This window comes from Brevibacillus brevis, assembly GCF_022026395.1.
In the GTDB taxonomy this organism is placed as follows: domain Bacteria; phylum Bacillota; class Bacilli; order Brevibacillales; family Brevibacillaceae; genus Brevibacillus.
This window is the reverse complement of the sequence record NZ_CP041767.1, coordinates 2559039-2585554: the sequence shown is the minus strand read 5'-3', so window position 1 is coordinate 2585554 and position 26516 is coordinate 2559039. Positions and strand designations below refer to the sequence as shown.

The window sequence follows — 26516 nt, the reverse complement described above, 5'->3', positions numbered from 1 at the left end:
CCCTGATGAGAGTCGTTTTTCACGAAGTTAATTTAGTTTGAGAAGCTGTGGTTCACCATTGACCATTTCATATGGGAACGATTTTGCGGGCACGAACATGGAATTGCGCGCCAGCACGTATCTCGGGTCTGTTTTTTCCGGCACGGTTACTTTTGTATCCCGAAGTAATTGCGCGATATCCGAAGCATAATCAATCCCGACTTGTCCTTCAGCGTTCATGACCAGCGGCAACAAGTAAGTCCCCATCGTGGACGGCACCTGCCACGCTTTTAAGCCGAGCCGCTCGTGATCGATGGAATAGTATCCATTCCCCAAGTCTGCGAGTACAGGCAGCTTTTCGAAATGTCCCTTGTAACGGTCTACTTCGCTCTGTACATCCGCTACAGTACTGACAGCTGTCAAATGAATGAGCTTCACTGTTGGCTTAGTTTCCACATCAATCAGTACGTACTTGTACACGCCACCTTTTTCAAATGCGTTCCCAGGTACATCCGGCATGTATTTTGGGATCATCTTGCGGAAATCAATCTCGTATTTTTCAAAAATAGGAGTATCGAGCGATTTGGTTACGATTGGCAACACTGCTGTGTCTTTTTGGAATTGCTCAATCGCTTTTTGTGTTGCTTCTACAAAAAAGGTACTCGGAATTTGATTCTCTGCTCTGCGCTCATCCGGATACAAGCATCCAGATAAAAGGGAAGACAGAATCGTCAAACTGAACACAAGCTTGAACGATTTTCGCCACGATTGCCACATCTTATGTACACACCTCTTATATCCCATCTTCATTTTCTTTGCGTTGTCGCTCGAGTGCAGCCGCTACCACTGATTTCAGCTTACTTTCTGGAATCCTGACCGTACAATCCTTTTCTGTCGTTTTTGCCTGACAAGCCAAACGAATCCCTTTCGCCAGATCCTTTTCAGGCAGCTTGCGCTTTTCCAGCGCCGTTGGCGGGCACAGCAGGCCATTCTCAACGACCACGCGGCACATTAGACAAGATGCGTGTCCACCGCATCTCTGCGGGATTACGACGCGAGCTGACGAAGCTACACCGACCAAGGTTTGCCCTGTCCGCGCCTTCACACTTTTCTTGCTCGGGAGAAAGGTTACTTTCCCCATTTCGTCACTTCCTTTACTAGTACGGCCGATGAGCTACCTTGACTGTTCCTGATGAAACAACCTTCGTCTGGCAGCCTAATCTGTAGCCTTCTGCGCGTTCAGCTTTTCTCAATCGCAGTTTTTCTTCTGGTGTCACTTCGTTTAAGTGCTCCGCACCTTCTAAAACATGTGTACGGCATTGTGCACATACCCCTCTTTGGCATGCATGGCCCCACACGATGTTGTTCTTTTTTGCAAGAGCAACAATCGATTGATTCAACTCGATCAAGACTTCATGACTGCCTGCACGAGTAAGTAGTGTGATTGTTGACATTTTTCATCCTCCCTAGACAAAAATCACAATCAAAATCATGACAAGCACGACGAGTAATAGTAAGAATGCGATGGTCTTCACAAGGAACCGCAAAAACCCATTACTTATTTTTCTGGCAAAGATCATAAGTAAATTGCAGACGAACATGAGCCCAATGGCGATTAAGGAAATGTTCATCTTTGTCATAGGATCAATATACATCGGGACTGCAGCATCCTTTGCATTTTTGCTTTATTATACCATAATTCCCCCTCATCGTCTGACGCTTGCGAACCTAATACTAGACATTCGCATAGACTATCGTGATGAATTCGCCCATTGGAGGGATGAAACGTTGAGTAATAAAGTAAGTAATCGAAAATGGCGGAATCCATATGCGCCTATACCCAGCAAAAAATTAAGCGACCAAGTCGAGAATGTCTCCCTTTCCATTTCACCGAAAAGAATCCTGCCCGCCGTTGATTTGCGCACCTCTGTTACGAAAATGCGCCATAACATCAAAGGGATCGGGAGCACGATTCGGCAGGTAGAAGACACGATGGATTCGTTGTACGGGGCGATGGAGATGATTGAGAACCTCGGAAAACGCACGCCTGAGCCAGAGGTCGTTGCCGAAAAGCCTGCTGCTGCTGGCAAACGCAAAGCTGCTCCAGAGCCACAAAAGGCTGCAGAAACAACAACACCGCCGGAATCAGGCTTAGGCAACCTATTGGCCAATATAGATATCGGGCAATTACTGGGGCTCCTGCAATCCCCCTTGGTCCAGAACCTGATTACACAGGTAAGCAGCAACTCCAAAGAACGAAAAAAAGAGGGATAAGATCCCTCTTTTTTTCTTGCAATCTGTAGGTCAGCCATGTCCCTGTAGAGCCATGATTGTTCCTAGTCTTACTGTATGACGGTTTTTGTTGCAGGTAACGGGCATAATCGCCCATTTCTCTTATTTGAGCAGCTTGGTCAAGGTGGACATGTCATTGAGGTTGATTTCCTGATTGCGAAACATTTCAATGACCTTATCCTCCTTTTCAGGAGTTAATTGCTTGCCACTAAGGGTAGCGAGCGTGCGAATGATTTGCCGCAGCTTGGTCTCGTCTTCAAAGTCACTACGCTTGACCTGACCAGCAAGTGAGCGAAGCTTTTCTTCATCAACATTTTCCGTTGCTTTTCCTTGCAAACGCTCAAAAAGTCGTTTCGACATATTATTCATATGAAATCTCCTCCTGCACATGGGCTTTCACCCTATCGTATGTGCAGAAGCCTAAATCGGTGATACATGATTTTATTCCGCATCGGGATTGAGGAACGCCATTTCAAAGGTTTTTCCGCGCCCCATCAATTCTTCCACGCCTTGACGAGCTTCTTTTCCTTCAAACAGCATGCCATATAGAACCGAGGTGATTGGCATTTCAACTTGCTCGCGTTGCGATAAGGAAAAGGCTGCATTTGTCGTGCGAACGCCTTCGACGACCATACCCATCTGTGCCAGTACGTCATCGAGTTTTTTTCCTTGTCCGAGCATATAGCCTGCGCGCCAGTTTCGGCTGTGTTTACTCGTGCATGTGGCAATCAAATCGCCAACACCAGCAAGGCCCGAAAACGTTAGCGGCTTAGCGCCGAGCTTGATACCAAGACGGCTTATTTCTGCCAAGCCTCGGGTCAACAGGGCTGCCTTAGCGTTGTCCCCATACCCTAAACCATCAGACATCCCTGCACCAAGTGCAATGATGTTCTTCAACGCTCCGGCGATCTCAGCGCCAATCAAGTCCGGATTGGTATACACACGAAAATTCGTATTCATCAGCAGATCCTGAGAGCGCAGCATGCTTTCTTCGGATTCAGACGCCATCACAACTGTCGTTGGTTGCCGTTTGACTACTTCCTCAGCATGGCTCGGTCCTGACAGCACAGCCAATCTGGACGCAATCTCTTTCGGTACCTCTTCCGCAATGACTTCTGACATTCGCTTCAGGCTTTCCAGTTCAAAGCCTTTTGTCGCATGAATCAAAAGTACATCCGGTTCCAGGTACGGAGCTACTTGCTGACAGATTTGGCGCATGGCATGGGAAGGAACAACGAGAAGAACAATGCGCTTGCCAACGACAGCCTCTTGAATATTGGTGGTTGCAACAATGTTGGCCGAAAGCTTTTCTCCCGGCAGGTACTTCTCATTCACATGCTTGCTGTTTATTTCTTCTGCCAGCTTTTTATCCCGTACCCAAAGCGTAACCTGATGCCCATTGTCCGCCAAGACTGTAGCAAGTGCCGTTCCCCAGCTTCCGGCACCAATCACCGTAACATTTTGAATCAATACGTCCCCCTCCACTTTTCTCATGTCCGTTCGTACATTATCCCAGCTTCCGGTTGGACTTGTCTCCTAGTTTCCGTTCGTTTCCTGCAAGAAGATTGCGGATATTATTATAATGACGAATGTAAGCAAAGATTGCGATCGCCAAGCTCGCCCAAACAAAGGAGATAGGTTTGTCCAACAAGTAAAGGGTGAATGGAATAACCGTTACGATCACCAATGATCCTAATGAAACAAAGCGAGTGATCGCAATGACTACGACAGCCAACACGGCAGCGATCAAAAATGCCAAGGGAGAAAACCCTAACACGACACCTAGCGTGGTCGCAATGCCTTTCCCTCCACGGAATCCAAAAAAGATCGGCCAATTGTGACCCGCGATAACAAACAGGCCTGCCACCGCGTATGCTGCCGGGTCCCCCGTCATCAGGTGAGTCAGTCCCATCGCAGCTATTCCTTTTAGTGCATCAAGAAGGAGAACGGCAATGCCGGGGCCTTTACCTAACACCCTGAGGGTATTGGTTGCACCGGCATTTCCGCTGCCATGAGAACGAATGTCAATTCCTGCGACTTTTTTGGCGATAAGATAGCTAAAGCTAATAGAACCGATTAAATAGCTAAGCACCCAGGATAATAACACCATGGCGTTTTTCTCTCCCTACGTTTTTTTCCGTGTCCAGATTCTAACTGGTGTGCCTTCAAATACAAAGGCTTCACGGATCTTGTTCTCTATGTAACGTTCATAGGAAAAGTGCATGAGTTCCGGATCGTTCACAAACAGAATGAACGTCGGTGGTTTCACTGTTGCTTGTGTCGCATAGTTGATCTTCAAGCGTTTGCCGCGATCAGATGGTGGAGGTGTACGAATCGTCGCATCGGTTACCAAGTCATTGAGAACCGCGGTAGGAATGCGCATCGCATGTGCTTGAGCTACTTCATTGACCTTCGGTAGAATCGTATGGACACGTTGCTTCGATTTTGCAGACACATACAAAATCGGAGCATAATCCAGGTATTTAAACTCTTCGCGGATCAATTCTGTGAAGCGTTGCATCGTTTTGTCGTCTTTTTCAATCGCATCCCATTTGTTCACGATAATAATGACACCACGGCCAGCCTCATGTGCATAACCCGCGATTTTCTTGTCTTGCTCGATAATGCCTTCTTCCCCGTTAATGACAACAAGAACGACATCGGAATCTTCAATGGAACGCATGGCACGCATCACACTGTATTTTTCCGTTGTTTCATACACTTTTCCACGCTTGCGCATACCTGCCGTGTCTACGAGAATGTAGCTTTGGTCATCACGCTCAAATGGCGTGTCGATCGCATCACGGGTCGTTCCGGCAACATCACTGACAATGACTCGCTCTTCACCTAGAATCGCATTCGTCAAGGAAGACTTCCCGACGTTTGGACGACCGATGATGGATACACGAATGACATCATCTCTTTTCTCTTCGTCATCCTCTGCTGGGAAATGCTGAACCACTTCTTCCAGCATATCGCCCAAGCCAAGACCATGGCTACCCGAGACAGGGAATGGCTCGCCCAAGCCCAGGGAATAAAAATCGTAAATATCCGCACGCATTTCCGGATTATCCGCTTTGTTCACCGCGAGTACGACAGGTTTTCCTGTCCGATTCAGCATTCGTGCCAGTTCAACGTCCGCATCTGTCACACCTGTACGGCTATCTGCAATCATAATGATGACATCTGCTTCGTCAATCGCAAGCTCTGCCTGGTAACGCATCTGTGTAAGAATCTCGTCGGTCTCGCCAAACTCAATTCCACCGGTATCAATCACATGGAAAGTATGAGTTAACCATTCACCTTTCCCGTACAGGCGGTCACGGGTTACTCCCGGCATATCCTCCACGATCGCGACTCGTTCGCCAATCAATCTGTTAAAAATCGTGGATTTCCCCACGTTGGGTCTCCCCACAATGGCTACCACTGGTAATCCCATAATCAACAACACTCTCTCTCATTTTACGTTTTGACTAGCTAATCATACCATACACTACTTATGCCGAACAATGATAAGGGTATCGGCGCTTACTTCATGCACCATCCCGTCTAGTATCTTTTCCAGCGTGAAGGCTGTTTGTTGCATCTTCTCGGTAGTAGACTCGATAAAAATCGGCACACCACCCGCTATCCTGTCTTTGTTCGTGGTAATCACCGCCAAGATTACTCCTGTCATGGCCTACAGCTCCTTTTTCACGATTCTAGTCTTCGTTGGCATTCGGAAGACGCTTTCGAGAATCGGGACTGCACGAATGACGGACGTTGCACGTTCCACATCTTTTTCTTGCGGCAATAAAAATACACCGAGTCTCCCTGACTTTATATCACGTTTTACCAAAGGTGTTAGCGATGGCTCGCCCGTATCTGTATATACGCCGAGTTGCGTCGCAACATCGTGCAAAATTGCTTGCCGCTGACCTGGATGGGCAATCGTGACCTTGGCATTGGCATCCCTCGGTGTCAGAACAAAACCCAGGCCATGCTCGCGTATGATCTCTTGGGCATTTGCCAACCCGACGTTCATGATGTAAATGTCGTTCACATACAAGTCTCTTCCTTCCATTCTCACTTCTCCCGGCTCGATCTCTGCAATCAGCGATAATGTTTTTCCAGAGCGCAGCTTGCGAGAAATCAATAAGGCGATGACACCTGCAATGACACCCCCCCACCAATGAAAGAGAATGGTCGCCGTCGTTGTCACCAATGAGGTAAACATGACCATGTAATTGCGTCCTTCAAACACCATGGCAATCCCTTCGATATAGGGGCCTCCACGGGGAACCAGCTCCTGTTTATCGATCTCGTTGAGCGTAGTGCGTTCCATGTTCCTGACATCACGGAATTGTTGAGCAGCCAACGTCAAAAATGTGACTGCCGTGTAATTCTCCTTGAGCAGCGCAGGCATCGCTAACGCTCCGAGCGCGGATGCGATCACCCCTAGTGAAACGTGAATAATTTTTCCGTGCGGATAAGTTGGATATTGTCGATAATCCGTGCGCAAAAGATGAATCCGGCACATAATGCCGAATAGGAAACCGAGAACTAACGGAAAAACATAATCATAAGCTAGCAATCCCTTCAACACCCTAGCGTCACCTACCCGTATCGGAATGAGAAGACTCTGTTTCAGTTCTACCAAGGATACGACGAATCGCAGACCAGACTATGCTGACGAGAGTCCATAGAGATAGGCTACTCCACAGCAAATCTTGCGCATACTCCGATCCCCAATGACAGGAACCCGACAATTTCCAAAAATATAGCGAATGTATCGCATCTGCGAGAGGCATAGCGAGCATAATCTGAAACAGCTGTCCCAGATTTGTTCTGCTCATCAAAAAAATCGTACTGACTCCAACAGCGGGTACGATGATCCTCTCATCCCAAAACAGCAAGATCGGATCGGTAAAAAACAGCCAGCGCAGCCAAAATAGCAAAAGGGCCGTTGCCAGCGCACTCAGCACGTACAATCTGCGTATTTTGGACGTGAGCTTGGTGTAAAGGAAAATGCTTGCGATCAGTGGCAATATCGTTCCACTCAGACTAACTTGAATGGGGGCAAAGTAGATTTCCCAGCTAACAAACGTACAAATTAAAAATGCGCTGATCACTGCGAGCACTCGTCTGCGTTCCATCTTCATGTTTCGTAGCTGAAAGTCAAAGCTTCCCATCCATACAAGACACAGCAAAGACCACTGAATAAGGATCGCAACGGTTCCCTCGTTCATGTTCATCTCCTCAAAATGATGGTTGTCTCCCCAAAGTATGCCTCAACCAAGGAAATTTCATGAATCGAATGCTCGTCCACTACTTAACGTTGCGCCAGTTCCTCTAATTGCATGTGACGAAGCTTAGCTCTCTCTGCTGTTTTACCCGTGATCATTACAGGAGTACAAACGGCCTCAGCCAGACCTTTCATTCCTAGTGCGGTCATCGCCACACGAATTTGATGATGCCATCTGTCGACGGTAGACAAGCACTCTTCCAGAGATTCGCGTTGAACCATACGCAGCATTGCCCCTGCCATTCCAACAGCGGACGCACCTAAAGAAGCTGCTTTGACAACATCGAGTCCATGACGAACACCACCAGTTGCTATGTACGACATTCCTGAATGACCGATAGCATTCGCTTCCAGTAAGCTCTCCACCGTCGTAAATCCCCAATCCTCGAACATGACCTGAGGTTGATCACTTCGCATATTTTCGACCTGAGCAAAATTTGTTCCGCCTCTTCCACCCACATCGATTGTTCTGATCCCGATTGCTATGAGCTTCTCGATTGATTCCTTCGCCATTCCAAAACCGACTTCTTTGACAATAACCGGCACATCCAGACTCTCCCTGATTGCTTGTATCCGCTCAAGATAGCCGCGAAAATCCCGGTCCCCCTCAGGCATCAGCAGCTCTTGCATGACATTCAGATGGATTTGCAGTCCGTTCGCTTCAATCATCTCCACAGCTGCTATTGCCTGCTCCACTGTTGCCTCTGCCCCTACATTTGCAAACAAGATCCCCTGTGGATGCTCCCTTCTGACAATCCGATAGCTATCCATAACATCTGGATCACGCAGAGCGGCCATTTGTGAGCCAACAGCCATAGTCAGATTTCGTTCTCTCGCAATGATCGCCAGTTTTTGATTGATCTGCGTAGTCCCACCAGCTCCACCCGTCATCGCATTAATTATAATCGGTGAGGAGAGTCGCAAAGATGCGATCTCGGTGTCCAGTGAGGTTTCAGCAAACGCTGCATTCGGCAAGCTGTTCGGAACAAAGCTAACATCATCAAAGCTATTCGCACTATCTTCCCCGGTGACAAGAGCGTTTCGAATATGGTCCAGTTTTCTAATCGAACGACGATCCATTGTACCCCTCCTAGCTTTCACTCCCAGAAAAAAGGGATACGCCAGAGCGTATCCCCATGAATCCTACTTTTATCTTACTTAAACTTGTCTTTCAGATCACCGAACAACTCGCCCAATGTCACGCCCATTGGTTGGTTATTTTCCTGCGTGAATTGTTGCTGTTCACGCTTGCTCGCGCGTTCTGCCTGCTCCACACGGTCTTCTTCGACTGCACGGATACTCAGGCTAATACGCTGTTCTTGTGGAACAACATCCAAAACCTTCACCTGTACTTCTTGGCCCTCTTTCAACACCTCACTCGGTGTATTCACCCGGCGATTTGCAATCTGGGAGATGTGCACGAGGCCTTCGATTCCAGGAGCCAGCTCAATAAATGCACCGAAGGACACCAAACGTTTTACCGTTCCATTCAAAATAGAGCCCGCTTTGAAATCTTCTGCAACGTTCGCCCATGGACCTGCTTGCGTTTCCTTAATGCTAAGGCCAATGCGCTCGTTTTCGCGGTCAATTTTGAGGACCTTCACTTGTACTTTGTCGCCTTCCTTCACAACATCGGACGGCTTATCTACACGGTTCCAAGCAAGTTCAGATACGTGAACCAATCCATCAACACCACCGATATCCACGAATACGCCGAAATCGGTCATGCGCTGAACCGTTCCCTCCAATACTTGACCCACTTGGATTTTATCCATAATGGATTGCTTTTGCACTTTTGCTTCGTCTTCCAAAACCGCTTTGTGGGACAGGATGACTTTATTCTTTTCCTTATCCATTTCTACTACTTTCAAAGCTAATGTTTTGCCTTTGTAATCAGAGAAATCTTCAACGAAATGACGCTCTACCATGGAAGCCGGAATGAAGCCGCGAACGCCTACATCAACAACAAGGCCGCCCTTCACTACTTCTTTAACGGTCGCTTCAATGATTTCACCCGCTTGCATTTTTTGCTCAAGATCAGACCACGAGGATTCCATCGCTACTGCTTTCTTGGAAACAACGAGCTCTTCTTTCTCATCGTTTAGCTTGATGACTTTCACTTCGAAAGTATCACCAACTGCTACTACATCAGATACCTTTTCAACATGCAGTGGAGACAGTTCGCTGATAGGAATCAGACCATCGTACTTGTAGCCTAGATCTACAAGCGCTTGTTTGTCCTCAACTTTTGTTACGGTTGCTTTTACGACATCTCCTACAGAAATGGTTGTTGCATCCGTCAAGCTTACGTTCGTTTCTTCCATCATTCAAAAGACCTCCTTAATACCATCCAGTCCCAAACGTCTATGTACAGGTTGTATACAACCTCACTACACGAAGCGGGAGCATGTATATTTTTAACTGTCGCCTGATGGCTGACAGTTAGTACTGATGAAGCCAGTAAGTTCCAGCAGATTTAGTATTCTTCCCTTTAGCAATTCTATACCGTTTGCTAAGAGAGATGCTGGTTCCGTAATTGCTTGATGTGCTCCATAATCAGGTCGCTCGTTTCCTTCAATGTATCTGCGCTGGACTTAGCCTCACGCAAATGAGCAAGATCGATCGGTTTTCCGTATACGATCTTAATGGAACGAAACGGTCGATATGGCCCGATAATGGCAACCGGAATGACCGCAGCTTCTGATTTGAGCGCGAACATTGCCACACCCGGCATCGCTTCCCCTGGTTCCCCTGTTTTGCTGCGGGTTCCCTCAGGAAAGATTCCAAAGATTTTCCCATCTTCAAGCAATTTGAGAGTCGTACGAATGGCCGCACGATCTCCTGCACCCCGTTTGACCGGAAATGCACCGAATTTGGTAATGAGAAAGGATAAGACCGGAATTTTGAACAGCTCTTCTTTGGCCATGAAATGAACCTGACGCTCGATGCCACCCCCGAGAAGAGGTGGATCCCACAAAGAAATGTGGTTAGCACAAAGGATCACTGGGCCTTCCTTAGGTATATGTTCACGCCCGATCACTTGCCAACGAAAGACAAGCGAAAAAATGATGCGAAAAAAACCTCTGAATAGACGATAGTAACTCAATGGGTTGACTCTCCCGTTCGCTCGCAGATTTGCAAGATGCGATCGACCACCTGATCAATGGTCATTCCTGTTGTGTCTACCAAAACGGCATCTTCCGCCTGACGCAACGGTGCGACTTCTCTCTGCATGTCCCGTCGATCTCGCTCTTCGATTTCTTTTTCCAGCTCAGCCAAGTCTGTCTGGGTACCTTTTGCGAGTAGTTCCTTCCAGCGGCGTTCTGCACGCTCTTGGATGGAGGCCGTCAGAAATATCTTCACATCAGCATCAGGCAAAACATGGGTACCGATATCTCTGCCGTCCATGACGACATTGCCTTGGGTTGCCAAGCGTCGCTGGAGCACAAGCATTTGTTCACGGACGGAACCGTAGCTCGCTACAATGGAGGCGTACTGGCTCACTTCTGTGGAACGGATCCAGCTCGTGACATCGATTTCATTCCAGTATACATGTTGCTGTCCGTTTTCCCGAATCAGTTGAATCTTGTTTTTTTGCAAAAGTTCGGAAACTGCAGACTCGTCGCTGATAGGGAGCTGATGGTGGTGGACTGCCCAAGCAAGGGCACGATACATGGCACCCGTGTCAATGTACACGTATTCCAGTTGTCCCGCTACTTTTTGGGCGACAGTACTTTTGCCTGCTCCCGCTGGTCCATCAATGGCAATGTTCATTACTTCTCACCTGCTATGTACGTTAGTTCGGATGGGAATAAAACAAGAAAAGCTTCTGTCGAAGCCCTTTCCCATTCTTTGTGTGATGAAAAACGATATTGCGTTTTTCGAATTTGGCTGTGACCACTAGCGGTCTACAAAAAAAACGATCCAAGACCGTTTTCTATGTTATCTATAATAGTACCATAGTATGGAAGCATGCGCAAACCTTTAGGGCTCTCTGGACACGCCTTCCAAGCGCTCTGTTTCGATTAATACTAGTCTAGCGGGTACGTACTGAATGAGGACCTCGCCTATGGTCAGTACAATCGCACATACGACAATTCCAATCATGATGCCTTTTTCTACCCGTTTGGAAAAGCTCCGAAAACGATCGTTGTACTGACTGGTCAATAGGGTCACTTCCTCTGATGAAGCGTCAATCTACAACGCCTTTTTTGCGAAGCTCTAGCTGTCTCTCGTAACACGCTCTAACCACTTTTGCCCGATCTTGCTCGCTGATTTGGGTGAACTTACCCGAAATCCATTGGTGCAAACCTTTTTCTTCCGCCGGTTTTTGTCTGACGATTTCCATCTCAACAAAAGCATGTTGAACCTGTCCATTTTTACTTGGAAGGGAAATCCAGACGTGCAAGTTGTCTTTTTCCTTCAAATGATAGCTTTCCTCACAGCTAAAAGACAGCCCACCACCACTGATATCTAACGTTCGTGCTAGAAAATGATAGCGTCGAATCGGATCATCCAGTTTGACTGCGATGTCTAACGTAGTGTCAATTCTCAAGTAGTTTCGTCGCTGTGTGCGCACAATCTCCTCTTTAGCCGGCAGTTGCAGAAGCAGTACAGGAATGTGATTGTTTTCCCTGCCGATAATTGCAGAGCGAAATTCATAGCGTGAGCCATCCTCGCCAACATACCAAACCAAGCATGGTGTCCCTGGTTGAAATACCCCAGTCCGTCCAGTGTTTTCGCTGGTTGGCAGCTCGATGGAAGCTACATCATCCTTCAAATCGGCCACACGGCTTTTGAAAGTTTGCAGCTCCGTTTCTTCTGAGGAACTCGTGAAGTTTAGTCTTATTGTTTGTCCTATTCGTGGAAGCATCATAAAGTAACTGTTCCTCCCCTTCCTATCACCCTTTCCATTATATACCCTTTTGTTTCGAATCAGCAAATAGGGAAAGCCGCTAAAAAACTAGCTTTCCCCCTATTTTTTTAACACTATTGTCCCTCGTTCTGTCCCGATCCCGTTTCCATTTTCACAACTTCTTCTTCTTCTCCGTTCATGGCATTGATGTAGACCATGTACGAATTTCCTTCAAAGCTCCCTGTCATTTCCCACGTCAGTACTTCTTTTCCATCGTTTTTCCCTTCGATAAGAGCAAGTCGCTGATCCGTCACTTTTACGCTCGGATTGACTTTTTTCCTTGCTTCTTCTTTGGAGAGGCGCGGCTCGGAGAGAATTCTCTTTTTGTGATTAAACAGATACTCCGTCGAATTATAGGCAGTAACCTCTCCGTTGTCCAACGCGATTTCGACGACCACCCCGTCCGGATAAATTCTGACGCCATCCTGAACTGGCACAAACGTAAAGAGCGCGTTGCGGTCGTAGCTGTCAATCTCAGAGACCTGCATATTGTCAAATCCATGGTTGCGCAAGAACACGCGACCTTTTTCTTCGGCCTGCTTCATGTCCAACTTCTCCTCGCCAACTCCACGCTCGTTCATCATCCAAACAACTTTTCCACCGCGTTTGGTGACATCGAGGTTAATGGCCGTCTTGTGCCCGTTTGGCGTGACACGTACGCTATACGCTGAGTATTCCTGCCCCTTGCCGTTATCGTTTACTTCTACTTTCGCATCTCCTGGCTTCAACCCGAGAAACGCCAGTGCATTCTTCTCTGCTTCCTCTTTGGTGGCTGGTTTGCCATCGATCCCTTTGATTCGCTGCTGCTTTTTCTTGTCGAGACTCTGTATTCCGACGCCCCAGTCTAAATCAGGGTATTCCTGCACTTTTTTCTCAATGGTTTGGAATCCGTCGATGATGGTATTGTCCTCTTTGTTTTTATTAGAGGCCAATGCCGTCTCGACATCCATCCATCTCAATTGTTTGTCCATCGCGACGGTTTGTACCTTGCGCAGCTCATTCTGGATATCCTGTGCTTGTGTGTGTAGGCTCTTCAATGTCTTGTATTCACTCTGACTCAACGGCTGCTTGTCCAAGTCACGCACAGCGACACGATAGGAAAAATCCGCAACCCTCGACAGCATTTCTTCTGTTTTGTTAAATGCCATCAGGGTCAATGGCAGTTGTCCGACATCCGCTTGTGCCGCATAGGAAAGGCGCCAGACATTCGTCAAGATGGGAGTCATTTGTCTGCGAGAGTTGACCACCAGTGATTTGCCAAGCTCATCATGCAGCTTGTCCACATGATAAGTGAGATCGTGGAAAGCCCTTTGGTATGAGTTTTCCGCTTTGATCAAGACCGAGTTCTTCTCATTGTGCTCCTGATATCCCCACACGCCAGCGCCTATTAAGGCGACCAGGGCAACGGGAAATAACACGCGTGCTGTTGCTCCATATACCATCCCTTGCCACTCCTCCTTTGATTACGCATCCATTATCTACAAAAGATGTGTTTCCCGATCTTTTTAACCTGCGGTCTGGTCCAAATCCAACCGGACGTTGCTGTATCTGGATTGAAATAGTACGTGCAGCCTCCCGACGGGTCCCAGCCGTTTAGTGCGTTCTTCACTGCTTTCATCGCACTTTCATTAGGTGTAAGCCATATTTGACCATCAGCAACTGCTGTAAAAGCGCGTGGTTCGAATATCACAGCCGAGGGCGTATCAGGAAACGAAGGGCTCTTGACGCGGTTTAAAATAACGGCTGCGACAGCTACTTGCCCTTCAAACGGCTCTCCTCTTGCCTCTCCGTAAACAGCATTTGCCATGATTTTCAAATCATTGTCAGAGACCCTTGAAGGATGAAAGCTGGCTTTGGTTTTGGCCGTCTGATTCTTTGCAGCAGGTGCAGCCATCTGTTCTTCGTGTACAGCAGCTGCATTCTTTTCCTTCCAGACAACCTTGTATCCATTCAAGCCCGCTGCTACCAACATCACCAACACACCTGCGATCCAGATTGTACGCACGGCTGAATCCTCCTTGGCATGTATTGAAATCTTTGCATAGTGTTGGTGGAGGAAGAATGGATTATGCATGAAAATCTGGATATAGAAAAAGACCGATGCTATTTGCATCGGCCCACATAGATTGGTCACGCTTTTTCAGTTGGGAATGGAAAAGATCAGGACTCGTCAATTCGAAAATGCTTGTCGTTGTCACACAGGCACTGCTTGAACCCTGTTTCTATTTGTCCTCCAGGTTCTCGCTGGCCACGTAGTGTAAACTTTTCTCCACATACATTGCATTGAATTGTCACTTTTGCTCGATCAGTTTTTAGCACGTACGACTCCTCCTTACCGTCTATTGTGGACGTGAAGAGAGATTTTTAGAACCGAAATCGTGTGCTCTTTGTACCTTTTTTAAGCCCTGCCACCACAAAACAAGCATGAATGGCACAATCACTACCAACCAGTTTTGCACCGCCAAAAAAATCACATTGTACAGGGCATGCAAGCCGATCGGCAAGGTAATCGACATCCATAAAAAAAGCCGCTCATGTTTGGCGTCCTTGGAAAACTTGGCCCGTCCGAGATAATATCCCATCCACACCGCAAACAACGCGTGGCTGGATACCGGCAAAAAGGCACGCCAGATGGCGATATTCGTTCCATTGATAATAAGGTAGAACAAATTCTCCAACGTAGCAAAACCAAGTGACACCGCAACTGCATAAACAATTCCATCGTATGGCTCATCAAATTCCAAATGTTTATAAACCGTAAAATAGATGACCATCCATTTAAAAAATTCTTCCACGACAGCGGATTGGAAAACTTCCGCGACAATGCCATCCCGCCAGTTCCATTCATTCTGCATGATGTACTGAAGTACCATAATGGGTACGACCAGCAACATACCAAAGATAAACGACCGGATTACCATCGAAATCGGCTCCGGTTCGAGACTGTCACGCAGGTAAAAGTAACTTAAGATGGCGATACCGGGGGCAACTGCCGCGCCGATCAAAGCAATCATCTTTTATTACTCCTTTACACAAGGCTATTGTTCATCGTACCATGAATACTGGTTGATGAAAACCCGCTACAGGAGAGAGATCATGTCAAAAAAAATTTTGGTAGTGAACACAGGCGGTACGATTGCCATGTCTGTCGATGACTCAGAAGGCGTAAAGCCATTGGATGATCAAGCTGTCAACAAAATCCTTCCTTTTTTAGAAAAACACGCGGATGTCACCATGAAAAATGTACTCAACCTACCTAGCCCTCATATGACTCCTGCGATCATGAATCAACTGCGACTCTATATTGAGGAAGCCTTTCAACAAGATCATTATGATGGCATTGTTATTACCCACGGGACTGATACGTTGGAGGAGACCGCATACTTCCTCGATCTGACTTTGTCGGTCAACGTCCCGATTGTCGTGACTGGAGCCATGCGCAGCAGCAATGAGCTTGGTGCTGACGGTCCCGTCAATCTCATTTCTTCCGTTCGTGCAGCCGCAGACCCCGACAGTTTGAACAAAGGTGTTATCGTTGTTTTTAATGACGAAATTCACGCGGCACGTCACGTAACGAAAACACACACGAGCAATGTCGCTACCTTCCAGTCGCCACAATACGGACCGATTGGAACCATTGCGAAAAAAAGTGTGCAATACCACCATGCTCCGTTGGATCGAGAGCATTATGCCATCACGCAAGCTGATGCGAATGTGCCGCTGATCAAAGCAGTTGCTGGCATGGAGCCTGCTTGGCTACAGTTTTTATTGGAGCAGCACATTGATGGACTCGTCGTAGAGGCGTTTGGATTAGGAAATCTTCCACCCGCTATCATCCCTACCCTGCAGCAACTTCTCGACAAAGGCGTACCGATCGTGCTCGTCTCCCGCTGCTACAATGGACAGGTGCAGGATATCTATGACTATGAAGGTGGAGGCCGCAAACTAAAAGAGATGGGCATCATCTTCTCCAACGGCTTGAACGGGCAAAAGGCTCGTCTCAAACTAATTGTAACGCTGCAAAAAACACGGACTTTCAAAGAACTGCAGCAGTTGTTCGACCACTAAATATAGGACTACAGCCTCCTGATTCTTCAGGAGGTTTTTTTTTCCTTAAAAACAGAACTTGAACGGTGCTGTAGTGGTGGGAGGAAACAGGAGAAAACGCTCAGATTCTAGGGCCACCCGCTGGGGATTGACTGCACGACTCCATGCAAAAAGCGAAACCGCGTCCAAAGTTGTCCCTTCAGGATGTGTTTCAGAGGTGGACGCTTAAGAGCGTGTTTCGCTTTTTGCATTTCGTCTCGGTCGGTGTACCTAAGATCTTCGCTTTTTTCTCCTGTTTCCTCTACGAGCTATCCATGTTTAACCGAGTTTTAAATGCCTTAAAAGATTGAAGAATGTGATCAGTTACTACAGAGAAGAATATTTCCAGGCGTAGCGACTTGTGGAGTCCTACCAAGCGGAGAAGGGATTCGCGGGCAAAAGAAACGCAACGTGCCCTCGCGACGAAGCCGCTACCACTTTTGCGTTTCCCCGCGAATCCCTTCGGAGTGGACAGTCTCAGCCCCCAGCAGGACGGAGCCTGGAGCCTAGCATGGAAATATTCTTCTCTCCACCACAGCCACATCACACGCCGCCAATAAAAAAGGCCCCGCCAAAAGGCGGAGCCATGTTTTCTCAATATATGGAGGGTTGTTTGAAAAATTATACCCAACCGCGGAAGCGAGAAGCCTCAGCCATTTTGCGGGCACCAACCATGTAAGCAGACAGACGCATATCAATGCGACGAGTTTGGGACATGGAGTATACATTTTCAAACGAACGAACCATTACTTTTTCCAACTTCTCTTCTACTTCTTCCTCAGACCAGTAGTAGCCTTGGTTGTTTTGTACCCACTCGAAGTAGGAAACAGTCACACCACCAGCACTAGCAAGTACGTCTGGAACCAGAAGAATTCCACGCTCAGTCAAAATTTTAGTCGCTTCCAGTGTAGTTGGGCCATTTGCCGCTTCTACTACGATTGACGCCTTGATGTTGTGAGCGTTTGCAGCTGTGATTTGGTTTTCGATCGCTGCCGGAACCAAAATGTCGCATTCCAGTTCAAGAAGCTCTTTGTTGGTAATCGTGTTGTTGAACAGTTTTGTAACTGTACCAAAGGAATCACGACGATCCAACAAGTAGTCGATATCCAAACCGTTTGGATCATGCAGCGCGCCGTATGCATCAGAGATACCTACAACTTTAGCGCCTGCATCATGCATGAATTTTGCCAAGTAACTACCAGCGTTACCAAAGCCTTGTACAACTACGCGAGCACCTTTTACATCGATGTTGCGACGCTTCGCTGCTTCACGGATGCAAATGGTTACACCTTTTGCAGTTGCTGTTTCGCGGCCATGGGAACCACCCAGCGCAATTGGTTTACCCGTAATGAAACCAGGCGAGTCAAATTCACGGATACGGCTATATTCGTCCATCATCCATGCCATGATTTGTGAGTTCGTAAAGACGTCCGGAGCTGGAATATCTTTAGTAGGGCCCACAAGCTGGCTGATTGCGCGAACGTAACCGCGGCTCAGTCTTTCCAATTCGCGGAAGGACATTTCACGCGGGTCGCAAATGATACCGCCTTTACCACCGCCATATGGCAGATCGACGATACCTGCTTTGAGGCTCATCCAGATAGAAAGTGCTTTAACTTCATCCTCAGTAACTTCCGGGTGGAAACGAATGCCCCCCTTGGTCGGACCTACTGCATCGTTGTGCTGTGCACGATAGCCCGTAAATACCTTTACTTCGCCATTATCCATGCGAACCGGAATACGTACAGTCAAAACGCGTAGCGGTTCCTTCAAGAGTTCAAACATCGATTCTTGGTAACCTAGTTTCTCCAGTGCTTCCTTGATCACCGTTTGAGTTGAATGGAGCAAGTTCAATGATTCTTGCTTTTCTTTCCCTTCGGTGCTTTCGGTTACCACGTCTTGATTACCCATTACTTACCACCTCAAAAATGTTTTCGGTCAATGCCGCCTTTAGTATACACGCTTGTATCATTTATGAGAAGCTTAAAAATGTTTTTTTTCCATTTCGAAAACGTTTTCGTGCCTTGTTTTGCATAATCATTCAATTATTTCCCATCCATTTTGAAATCGCTTTTACAGACTACATTTTGTACAAATTGCTTCAAATGCACGTCCAGCCATGCTTGTATTGTCCCCAAACTTGTTTCTTTCATTACAGGATTAGTGAATTTATGCCATAATGGATAACGTAATGTGGAAGTTTATTCATGGAGGTGTTTTTATGAAAAAAAAGTCTATCTTGTTTATTTTTGCCCATCCCGATGATGAAACGTTTGCTTGTGGGATTTCCATTTCCAAATATAGTGAGACCAAAATGGCCAGCACTCATCTCTTGTGTGCAACAAAAGGGCAAGCAGGAAAAGCTGGTGACCCCCCGTTATGCACACCAGAAGAACTCCCCCGATTTCGTGAGCAAGAGCTTCGCGACGCTTGTGCCATTCTTGGGTTCGATCAAGTAGACGTCTGGGAATATCAGGATAAGTTCCTAAACACAGTGCCCGTAGATGAGCTCGTTACTCGTATCCATCAGGCTATTCACCAGATCCAACCGGAAATTGTCGTCACGTTTGCACCGCATGGCATCTCCGGACATCCTGACCATTTGGCGATTAGTCATGCAACCACCCAGGCTGTCCTTTCTTTAGGCCCAGATACGAGCGTACGAAAGCTTTATTATGCGACTCGTTCATCCGACGAAGGATTTGGTACGATGAAGCCTCCCTTTACGGATCCAATCGAGAGCATTACGACGATCATTCACGCACCTGAATATATGCAAAAAGTAGCAGATGCCTTGCGGGCACATAGGACACAACACCTCTCAGTAGAACGCGTTTTCCCAGGTGTAACAAAAGGCGAGCACCATTCTGTTCCGCCAAACAACCATTACATCCTGGCTTGGCACAGCCTTCCGAACTATACCCTTCAAGGTAAAGAAGCTGACTTTTTTGAAGGCCTAGCATAATCTGTACAGACAGCAACAGCACCTAGTTGGTTGACTAGGTGCTGTTTTATATTCCCAGACATTTCTTTTTTGATTACGTGAAATGCCTGCATATTTCTTTTACAGCATCGTCGGCAACGATCACTTTCCCGTATTCCTCCAACACATAAATCGTTATCGGCGTCGCTTCTCCGTACTCAGAGAGGATCGCAATTAGTTTGTGATAACGCTCCTGATCCAAGTCGACTTCCTCCAGCACCAGATGATATTTCCCCTGGTAGAAGTAGGCAGCTCCGCCATTGGTCAAAAGAGCGTTAATGCGGTGGGCGGCTTCAACCATATGCTCAAAGTCCCGGAAGGCATACATGATTAAATCGCTTTCTTCCAACGTGACCTCTAGCTCGTATACATCCTCGTCTTCGAATTCTTCCTCTTTCCCGTCCTTTGAGCCCGTCTTGCCACGCGTTACGATTACGACCATTCCCTGAGCTGGCAAGGCGAACACTTCAACTGCAACAGGCCCTGATACCTCAAACCCTAATTCGTGATAAGCCTGTTCCATCATGTCGTTGAACAGTTCATGAACTTTAGGAATGTCACGCCACATGTCTTCTTTTTCTATCCCGCGCTCTGAGAGGTCGTCAAAAGTTAAAAAGATTCGTATTTTATCTTGACCAAGGCGTTCAACACGCATGACTGTCCCTCCTCGCCATCCAGTCGTACTACAAAATATGATGGTAAGCCTGTAAGAGTTCTCCACATTCTCCGGCGAATACCTGTTGGCATTCATCCATTTTTTGATGGACTGGAAAATACGGGGTAGTCCTATCATATCACATTTATTTACGGGAACAAAGCTACCATGACACCTACACAGCATTCGCTTATCGATGTCGAATCAACTCATGAAAAAAGAAACTTTGTTGTTGCCTGTCATTTCCTGCGCTTTCCCAGGAAAAGTTCCCCCTCATTGTTCTTTTTCTGTATTTATATTTGGCTCTGCTAGTTCGGGTTCCTTCTCGTTCATAAAGGTTTGTACATGAAAAAACGCCCAGAATCAGGCGTTTTTCTACGTCTCATATTCACGCAGCCGCTTTTGAATCCAAATAGCAGCCTGTGTTCCATCTCCCATGGCAATCGACACTTGTTGAGAATGCTCATTGATATCGCCAACCGCCCAGATGTTGGGATGATCCGTTTCTTTTGTTCGCGGATTCGTATGGATGTGGCCCTTTTCGAGGATTTGCACGGACAAACCACGCAAAAGCTCTGTCAATGCATGAGCACCAGGAAAAGCAAGAAATGCTCTTTCCACAGACAACCGTTCACCCGAAGAGAGCTCGATTTCCTGCAATTGACCCGCCGTATGATGAAGGGTACATACTTTTTCTTTTCGATACATTATCCCTCGCTTGCTAAGTCCAGAGAGAGCCTGCGTATCCACCTGCACTTCTGCATGGTTTATGACTGTTAACCTGCTTGTATAGTAAATAAGTTCGTCCGCCATCGAAACAGCCTGAGGACCCGCTCCTATGATTGCCGTATCTTTCTCGACTGTTTCATAGCCGTCACAGTCGGGACACAAGAAAATCGATACCCCTACACACTCGGAAAAGCCAGGGATCGCTGGGAACGGATCACGAATGCCGGTTGCCAAAACCAGCGTTCGCGAAGTAAGCGTATGTATGCCACTTTTCGTACCTATCGAAAATAAACCGCTTGGGTCCGTAGAAAGCTGGGTTACCTCATCTGTTATCAAGGTTGCGCCGTATTTTTGTGCTTGCTCCCTGCCCGCTTGACGCAAAAAATCGCCACTAACCCCCTCCGAAAATCCGAGAATGTTTCGGTAGGCTTTGGCGATTGTTGATCGACCAGCTGGCATGTCAATGACTGCAACGCGCCGAAGGCATCTTGCAAGTTGAATCGCAGTTTGAAGCCCTGCAATCCCGCCGCCGACGATGACCGTATCATACTCCACTTGCATCCACCTGCTTATCCTTTTCCCGATAGCATTGCCAGTGAAGCACGATCTCATTACTGAACGAGGGGAACCAAAACAATTTTCCCTTCGACGAGCCCTGCTTCTGAATGAAGCCCGTTGTATGTTGCAATTCGTCTTACGTTCGAATTATTTCCGTAGTACTTTCGTGACAGCATAAACAACGTTTCACCCTTCTTCACCACATGCTTGACGACCTTTGACTTTGTTGTAGACGGTGTTGAAGCTTGCTTTCCCGGTGTAGCTACTTTAGTAGCAGAAGGACTCGCGATCTGGTTTGGCTTGTTTACTGGTGTACCAGTCGTAGTTTGGGCTGGGACTGGGCTCACTGCAGGTGTCTGTACGCTTGGGGTCGCCTTCACTACAGGCTCAACTGGTTTTGATTCGGTCGTTTTTGCTTTGGCAGGTGGGGTGTTCGCGCTTGCATTGGGATCAGGAGCAGAAGGAAGAACGACGGATGCTGGCTCCTTTTCCCCTGCCTTGCTCCCTTGCGAAGCGGTAATCGCTTTGCTAACATCCTTCACTTCAACACTACCAGTAGCTGCTGACTCGTGTGGGATATTGGCCCTGTACAACTCAAGACCAATCAACCCGAAAAAGACGAATCCAAACAAGTACAATCCAGGTTGAATCCACTTTTTAAACGAGAACGACGCTTTAGGGCGAGTATGACGGGAGCGTCGGGGTGGTAATGGATTATGCTCAAGATTCACTCTTCCTCCCCCTTTTTCTTGATCGTTTTTTGTAAATGAAAGGCTAGCATGATGTCAATAAGGATATGAGCCACAATCGAGGGCCATAGGGACTGATAGTAGGAAAACAAGACTCCCAAGATCCAGCTTGTACCAAATACACTTATGATCATGAGTGGTTTTTTCAAATAACGTACGTGGATCAGAGTAAAAATAAGACTGCTCCAAAAATTCCCGGTAAGCGTTTGAATGACTCCACGAAATAGCCATTCCTCTCCCACCCCTACTACCATACAGACGAGAATTGTGGTAGATGGTAACATGGCGCCAAAAACTTTTTCATTGATACTGCCATCATCTTGCCATCGCTTAGGCAAGGAACGATCCATCGCAATGCTCGCGATGATAATACCTGCGGCTACAACCACGGCCCACAGGACGGCATTCCAGCCTGGCAAAATAAACAAGGACAGAGTAGCATCCCAGCCCAGCACTAATAAGCTACCGGCAGCAGCCACTCCCATTACGATTCCTTGTGTCAACCATAGATTCAGCCGAAGAGTGGCTTCATCCACCTCTAGCCGATCTTCCCTCACTCGATGTTTCTCTCCTTTATTTGTTCGGCAAAAGAGTATCTAACGCCTGCCGCAAATTCCATTTGATTTGTTCATTCTTTGTGATTGCATGGTCATTCGTTTGGAAATACGCTTCCGTATTTAAGCCGCATTTCTTACAGCAGTACAGATCAAACTGATGATCATTTTCTTTGAAATACGTATTGATGCTCGCACGCAAACAGTTTTCTCCTCTAACGAAAGACACCATTTCTGCCAGCTTTTTTTGCTTAAAGCTTTTCCTTTTTTCCGTTTCCTGCCAAATCATTTGAGCCTTTGGATACGACTCTCCCGCAGCGGCAGCTTCGCATGAGGCCAGCACTCTTTCCGAATAAAAGCCAAGGAGTGCGCCCATTTCTTCGGATATGTCCATCATCGCCAAGGCCTCATTCGTCAAGGGTACTCCGGTATTGCACAACTGCTCGTATTTTTGAACTTGCACTTGTGTCGGGTACTCCTTCTCCAGCATGTGTTGGTGAATCTGCCAATCGTCCCACGAAAATAAAAGCAGCGCATAACCAGGCTTGCCATCACGGCCGATCCGCCCGATTTCTTGTGCGTATGCCTCCAAACTGGCTGGCATTTGATAATGGATGACGTAGCGAATATCTGGCTTGTCGATTCCCATACCAAATGCATTGGTTGCAATAATAACATCGAGCTCTCCTGCGAGGAATTGGGACTGGATCAGCATTCTCTCCATGCTATTCATGCCCCCGTGGTAACCGTGTACGCGTTTTTTTCCATCGAGTTGATAAGAGGCAGCCAACACATCTACCGCTTGTCGCGTGCTGCAGTAAACGATTCCTGGATCCTGCAGACGATTCATCTGATCAAATACATAGGAGCGCCTGTCTGTTTCCTCCACAACTTCAACCAGATCATAAGCGATATTCGCCCGATTAAGGGACTGCAACACAACATCTTCCTTTTCAATGGAAAATAAGTTGCAAATCTCCTCACGAACAGATTCCGTCGCAGTCGCTGTCACAGCCAGAACAGGAGGTGCTCCCAATTGTTTCACGACTTCAGGCAATCGCAGGTAATCTGTACGAAAATCATGTCCCCATTGCGAGATACAATGCGCTTCATCAATCGCGATCAGAGACACCCTCGCCCGCTTTAACACTTGTTGAACATAGGTCTGTTGAAGCTTTTCTGGAGAAATATACAACAGCTTGTAAGCACCTTCCGAGAGCCCTTTTAAGATTTCGCGGGACTCTGTCTGATCCTGCATGCTGTTCAAATAAGTAGCCGGAATTTTTTTTCGCGCTCGGAGCTGCTGCACCTGATCAACCATCAAGGAGATCAACGGGGAAACAACGACGGTCAGACCCGGCAAAAGCATTGCTGGCAGCTGATACGTCACTGATTTCCCGCCACCTGTTGCTAACAGCCCGAGAACACTTCGTCCATGCAGTAGACGTTCAATAATAGACTCCTGACCGGGGCGGAATGAGTCGTATCCAAAATGCAGCTTTAATCTGTCGTACATGAACTGTTTATTCATTTTGCCCCCCTTGTCGCTCGTGCCAGTGCCAATCGGATCTGCAAATACGATACTGTTGCCTCCAATTGATCCTTGATGAGCCGGAGTCTGCTTGTATCGAGTCGCTCACTGGTCTCCACGATCTTTTTTGCCAGCTCATTCGGCAAATACGTTGTCATATCCCATTCCGGACAGCGCAGGGCAATCTCTACCAAATGATCTTCTATTGTGCTTTCTTTCATTTGTCGTCTTTTCGCTATTTCTGTTTTGTCACTGCCAGTCTGAAGCAGTGCGTACGTTCGAGCAGCACTTTCGGTCAGGCGAGCATCAAGCTTGTGCGACTCTGTAACAAGTTTTGATAAAAGAGGATAATGATTGCTCTCTGCAAGCAGCGTCTGAATTGACGCGGCCAGTCCGTATCGAAATTGCAGCATGAGATAGCTGCGACTCGTTTGGCGAATCTCTGCTACTTGTCCCATGGTCTTGCCAACTTGTCCTGCTCCTGACAGTTGGCAAAATAAAAGCTCCTGCACACCTTCATCCAGAGGCTCCCACAATCGATATAACTCGTCAGACAATTGCTGTTTCCAAGTATTTCGCATTGCCCCATCAGCCAATTGGTTTTTTACCCAACGCTGTGCCGTCTTGTCCGAAACGACCGGAATGAAGCCGAGATCACCATGATGCATTTGCGAGATCGTCTGCACCATAAGATGAAGTCTGCTCCAAAACGGTTCGATTCGCTCCGCCAAGTCGGATTGGGTGAAAGGTGCGAACCACACATCAAACCGATATTTTTGGTACGTGTGTTTGGCATGCTGCAATCCACTATCAGAAAAGGTAAAGGTCGGCTTCCCGTTCGTTCCAACTGCATTAACAGGTAAAATCCAGCCCGCCTGAAATAAAGTTGAAACTATTTTCTCCCAATCCTCTCTTGGAAAACGAGAAAACATCCGATAATACGGATAAAGGGTATACAAATGCACATCTTGCAGTGTCTGATTGGCTTTTCTGCCACGCAGTATGTAGTAGGCTGATTGCAGCGTTCGTTCATTGGCCAGAGGTAACATGGCATTCAAGGCGACCGCACAAAGAAGGTCCTGCTCCTCTGCCGCACTGTTCCGACTGTTCATTGGTACTCCTTACATCATTCTATATTTTTCAAAGCTCAAAGTAAGCGAAGTAAACTGCATCATTGTATTTGGAGGATAGTATGACAAAACGATTGAAAAGAACTGAATTTATGATGGCGTACATGATCATCATAACACTTGCATGCACGGTTGGTGGATTTTTTTTCGGGGCCCATTATATGAAGACACAACTGGAGTCGGAACAAGCCGCCGTACTCGAAGCTGAGAAAAAGGAAGCCGAAAAAGAAAAACTGCTGCGTGAGCAAAAGCTGTACAACGAACAGGACTTTATCCGATTTTATTATGCCGTTTATGCACCGCTGCTTGAATTGAAGCAAGCACATTTTGATACGATGGATAAATGGAATCAAATGAACGAAAGTGAACGGACCGAAGGCTTGAAGCAGCTCAGTAAAATAGCTGACCAGACGAGGAAAGAGCTGGAGAAAAACGTTCCCTTGCCGACGTCACCCATGCTGAGACAAGCTCATGCCACCTTTACAAACAGTGTACGGGCGTATTTGGATAGTATGGAGCAGATTCGTTCCGATCAAAATAAGGCTACGCCTGCTTCCATTGGAGCTAGCCTGACACTTTTCCAAAATAACTGGCTAACTGCACAGGAAATGGTTTATCACTCCATCGCGTCATGGGAATCGGCTTATGTGGTGAAGCAAGCTATGCCGAAGCAATTACCTGGAACCGTTAACACCGCACAGTGGAAGCAATATCCGTTCCATTACCGCACCTATCTTGCAGCTGTTGCTATGTCAGCAAGCACTCAATGGAGCAGCTATAATCCGGAGGACCTGACTGCAAGACTTGATTTGCTCATCGCATCTAATGAAGTTCAGGCACTAGGAATCAAGGATTTAGCCGCTGCCGTGAAGATTTTGAACGCGACAGATGCAGTATCTGCGGGAGATTTTAAACGCTTGAATACACAGCTCTACTCCGTGCTGAAGGCACCTGAAATCCCTCTTTATAAGTAGTCGTACATTTTTAGACTGATTCAATCTTGAAATCTTGTCACCAAGAGCATACAATGGTCTATGATAGTGGACGTACCACTTCGGTATGGGAGGTGAA

The 26516-nt window shown here is 47.1% G+C and carries 32 protein-coding genes; 4 read left to right on the top strand and 28 right to left on the bottom strand.

The genetic code is table 11. The annotated features are described in order from the left end of the window. Positions 1–27 precede the first annotated feature (27 nt). The 4 genes from FO446_RS12805 to FO446_RS12790 are packed head-to-tail and all read right to left on the bottom strand — an operon-like array spanning position 28 to position 1634. Complete coding sequence (locus FO446_RS12805; RefSeq protein ID WP_221867110.1) at positions 28–756, bottom strand: hypothetical protein; 729 nt, start codon at positions 754–756, stop codon at positions 28–30. Positions 757–772: 16 nt separating this feature from the next. Beyond that, the gene (locus FO446_RS12800; RefSeq protein WP_173609517.1) at positions 773–1120 is read right to left on the bottom strand and encodes a 2Fe-2S iron-sulfur cluster-binding protein; all 348 of its coding nucleotides are present in this window, start codon (positions 1118–1120) and stop codon (positions 773–775) included. A 16-nt stretch (positions 1121–1136) separates the two neighbouring features. After that, the gene (locus tag FO446_RS12795; protein ID WP_173609518.1) at positions 1137–1433 is read right to left on the bottom strand and encodes a 2Fe-2S iron-sulfur cluster-binding protein; all 297 of its coding nucleotides are present in this window, start codon (positions 1431–1433) and stop codon (positions 1137–1139) included. A 12-nt stretch (positions 1434–1445) separates the two neighbouring features. Further along, on the bottom strand, positions 1446–1634 hold the full coding sequence (locus FO446_RS12790; protein ID WP_173609519.1) for a DUF2768 family protein: 189 nt from the start codon (positions 1632–1634) through the stop codon (positions 1446–1448). Positions 1635–1767: 133 nt separating this feature from the next. Here FO446_RS12790 and FO446_RS12785 point away from each other — a divergent pair, with 133 nt between their 5' ends. Further along, positions 1768–2253 carry a hypothetical protein gene (locus tag FO446_RS12785; protein WP_173609520.1) on the top strand — a complete coding sequence of 162 codons (486 nt, stop codon included), beginning with the start codon at positions 1768–1770 and terminating at the stop codon, positions 2251–2253. Positions 2254–2373: 120 nt separating this feature from the next. Here the strand turns inward: FO446_RS12785 and FO446_RS12780 are convergent, their stop codons facing one another. The 17 genes from FO446_RS12780 to prsW all read right to left on the bottom strand — a co-directional run bounded on the left by FO446_RS12780 (position 2374) and on the right by prsW (position 15484). Then, positions 2374–2640, bottom strand: a complete 267-nt coding sequence (locus FO446_RS12780) for a stage VI sporulation protein F (RefSeq protein ID WP_173609521.1) — start codon at positions 2638–2640, stop codon at positions 2374–2376. Positions 2641–2712: 72 nt separating this feature from the next. Beyond that, positions 2713–3765, bottom strand: a complete 1053-nt coding sequence (locus FO446_RS12775; RefSeq protein ID WP_217367021.1) for an NAD(P)H-dependent glycerol-3-phosphate dehydrogenase — start codon at positions 3763–3765, stop codon at positions 2713–2715. Positions 3766–3778: 13 nt separating this feature from the next. After that, positions 3779–4381, bottom strand: coding sequence for a glycerol-3-phosphate 1-O-acyltransferase PlsY (plsY, locus tag FO446_RS12770; protein WP_173609522.1), 603 nt, complete (start codon positions 4379–4381; stop codon positions 3779–3781). A gap of 15 nt (positions 4382–4396) precedes the next feature. Next, positions 4397–5710, bottom strand: coding sequence for a ribosome biogenesis GTPase Der (gene der, locus FO446_RS12765; protein WP_173609833.1), 1314 nt, complete (start codon positions 5708–5710; stop codon positions 4397–4399). Between the two features lie 54 nt (positions 5711–5764). Next, a complete protein-coding gene (locus FO446_RS12760; protein ID WP_173609523.1) occupies positions 5765–5947 on the bottom strand; it encodes a capping complex subunit for YIEGIA in 183 nt (60 codons plus the stop codon). A 3-nt stretch (positions 5948–5950) separates the two neighbouring features. Further along, a complete protein-coding gene (locus FO446_RS12755) occupies positions 5951–6856 on the bottom strand; it encodes a YIEGIA family protein (RefSeq protein ID WP_237900792.1) in 906 nt (301 codons plus the stop codon). A 7-nt stretch (positions 6857–6863) separates the two neighbouring features. After that, positions 6864–7499: a YphA family membrane protein gene (locus FO446_RS12750; protein ID WP_237900790.1), complete on the bottom strand. Its 636-nt coding sequence runs from the start codon at positions 7497–7499 to the stop codon at positions 6864–6866. Between the two features lie 83 nt (positions 7500–7582). Beyond that, complete coding sequence (fni, locus tag FO446_RS12745) at positions 7583–8635, bottom strand: type 2 isopentenyl-diphosphate Delta-isomerase (RefSeq protein ID WP_237900788.1); 1053 nt, start codon at positions 8633–8635, stop codon at positions 7583–7585. A 74-nt stretch (positions 8636–8709) separates the two neighbouring features. Further along, on the bottom strand, positions 8710–9882 hold the full coding sequence (gene rpsA / locus FO446_RS12740) for a 30S ribosomal protein S1 (protein ID WP_088907210.1): 1173 nt from the start codon (positions 9880–9882) through the stop codon (positions 8710–8712). Positions 9883–10067: 185 nt separating this feature from the next. Continuing rightward, a complete protein-coding gene (locus tag FO446_RS12735; protein WP_221867113.1) occupies positions 10068–10661 on the bottom strand; it encodes a lysophospholipid acyltransferase family protein in 594 nt (197 codons plus the stop codon). Continuing rightward, on the bottom strand, positions 10658–11329 hold the full coding sequence (gene cmk / locus FO446_RS12730) for a (d)CMP kinase (protein ID WP_173609529.1): 672 nt from the start codon (positions 11327–11329) through the stop codon (positions 10658–10660). Before cmk ends, FO446_RS12735 begins: the two co-directional genes overlap by 4 nt. A 210-nt stretch (positions 11330–11539) precedes the next feature. Then, complete coding sequence (locus FO446_RS12725; RefSeq protein ID WP_229088044.1) at positions 11540–11731, bottom strand: hypothetical protein; 192 nt, start codon at positions 11729–11731, stop codon at positions 11540–11542. A gap of 16 nt (positions 11732–11747) precedes the next feature. Further along, entirely contained in the window at positions 11748–12431 is a 684-nt protein-coding gene (locus FO446_RS12720) for a flagellar brake protein (protein ID WP_173609530.1), read from the bottom strand. 113 nt (positions 12432–12544) lie between these two features. Beyond that, positions 12545–13912 (bottom strand): germination protein YpeB, encoded by a 1368-nt coding sequence (gene ypeB, locus FO446_RS12715; protein WP_173609531.1) that lies wholly within the window; start codon positions 13910–13912, stop codon positions 12545–12547. A gap of 32 nt (positions 13913–13944) precedes the next feature. After that, on the bottom strand, positions 13945–14604 hold the full coding sequence (locus tag FO446_RS12710; protein WP_221867114.1) for a cell wall hydrolase: 660 nt from the start codon (positions 14602–14604) through the stop codon (positions 13945–13947). Positions 14605–14630: 26 nt separating this feature from the next. Continuing rightward, complete coding sequence (locus FO446_RS12705; protein ID WP_173609533.1) at positions 14631–14789, bottom strand: hypothetical protein; 159 nt, start codon at positions 14787–14789, stop codon at positions 14631–14633. Between the two features lie 20 nt (positions 14790–14809). After that, on the bottom strand, positions 14810–15484 hold the full coding sequence (gene prsW / locus FO446_RS12700; protein WP_017248088.1) for a glutamic-type intramembrane protease PrsW: 675 nt from the start codon (positions 15482–15484) through the stop codon (positions 14810–14812). 82 nt (positions 15485–15566) lie between these two features. Here prsW and FO446_RS12695 point away from each other — a divergent pair, with 82 nt between their 5' ends. Continuing rightward, positions 15567–16538: an asparaginase gene (locus FO446_RS12695; RefSeq protein WP_221867115.1), complete on the top strand. Its 972-nt coding sequence runs from the start codon at positions 15567–15569 to the stop codon at positions 16536–16538. A gap of 639 nt (positions 16539–17177) precedes the next feature. On the opposite strand, the gene FO446_RS12690 is transcribed toward FO446_RS12695, so the two are convergent. After that, the gene (locus tag FO446_RS12690) at positions 17178–18467 is read right to left on the bottom strand and encodes a Glu/Leu/Phe/Val family dehydrogenase (protein ID WP_007723992.1); all 1290 of its coding nucleotides are present in this window, start codon (positions 18465–18467) and stop codon (positions 17178–17180) included. A 310-nt stretch (positions 18468–18777) separates the two neighbouring features. Between FO446_RS12690 and FO446_RS12685 the strand changes: the two genes are divergently transcribed. Continuing rightward, positions 18778–19521: a PIG-L deacetylase family protein gene (locus FO446_RS12685; RefSeq protein ID WP_173609535.1), complete on the top strand. Its 744-nt coding sequence runs from the start codon at positions 18778–18780 to the stop codon at positions 19519–19521. Positions 19522–19594: 73 nt separating this feature from the next. Here the strand turns inward: FO446_RS12685 and FO446_RS12680 are convergent, their stop codons facing one another. The 6 genes from FO446_RS12680 to FO446_RS12655 all read right to left on the bottom strand — a co-directional run bounded on the left by FO446_RS12680 (position 19595) and on the right by FO446_RS12655 (position 25427). After that, positions 19595–20194, bottom strand: coding sequence for a genetic competence negative regulator (locus FO446_RS12680; RefSeq protein WP_007723994.1), 600 nt, complete (start codon positions 20192–20194; stop codon positions 19595–19597). 375 nt (positions 20195–20569) lie between these two features. Continuing rightward, a complete protein-coding gene (locus tag FO446_RS12675; protein ID WP_237900786.1) occupies positions 20570–21484 on the bottom strand; it encodes an NAD(P)/FAD-dependent oxidoreductase in 915 nt (304 codons plus the stop codon). Positions 21485–21534: 50 nt separating this feature from the next. Beyond that, the gene (locus tag FO446_RS12670; RefSeq protein WP_173609537.1) at positions 21535–22212 is read right to left on the bottom strand and encodes a LysM peptidoglycan-binding domain-containing protein; all 678 of its coding nucleotides are present in this window, start codon (positions 22210–22212) and stop codon (positions 21535–21537) included. Continuing rightward, positions 22209–22787 carry a CPBP family intramembrane glutamic endopeptidase gene (locus FO446_RS12665; protein WP_173609538.1) on the bottom strand — a complete coding sequence of 193 codons (579 nt, stop codon included), beginning with the start codon at positions 22785–22787 and terminating at the stop codon, positions 22209–22211. The genes FO446_RS12670 and FO446_RS12665 overlap by 4 nt, the downstream gene beginning before the upstream one ends. A gap of 16 nt (positions 22788–22803) precedes the next feature. Next, a complete protein-coding gene (locus tag FO446_RS12660; protein WP_237900784.1) occupies positions 22804–24315 on the bottom strand; it encodes a RecQ family ATP-dependent DNA helicase in 1512 nt (503 codons plus the stop codon). Then, complete coding sequence (locus tag FO446_RS12655; protein ID WP_237900782.1) at positions 24312–25427, bottom strand: YpbB family protein; 1116 nt, start codon at positions 25425–25427, stop codon at positions 24312–24314. The genes FO446_RS12660 and FO446_RS12655 overlap by 4 nt, the downstream gene beginning before the upstream one ends. 80 nt (positions 25428–25507) lie before the next feature. On the opposite strand from FO446_RS12655, the gene FO446_RS12650 reads away from it, so the two are divergent. Beyond that, positions 25508–26419 (top strand): hypothetical protein, encoded by a 912-nt coding sequence (locus tag FO446_RS12650; protein WP_173609541.1) that lies wholly within the window; start codon positions 25508–25510, stop codon positions 26417–26419. The last annotated feature ends 97 nt before the right edge of the window (positions 26420–26516 follow it).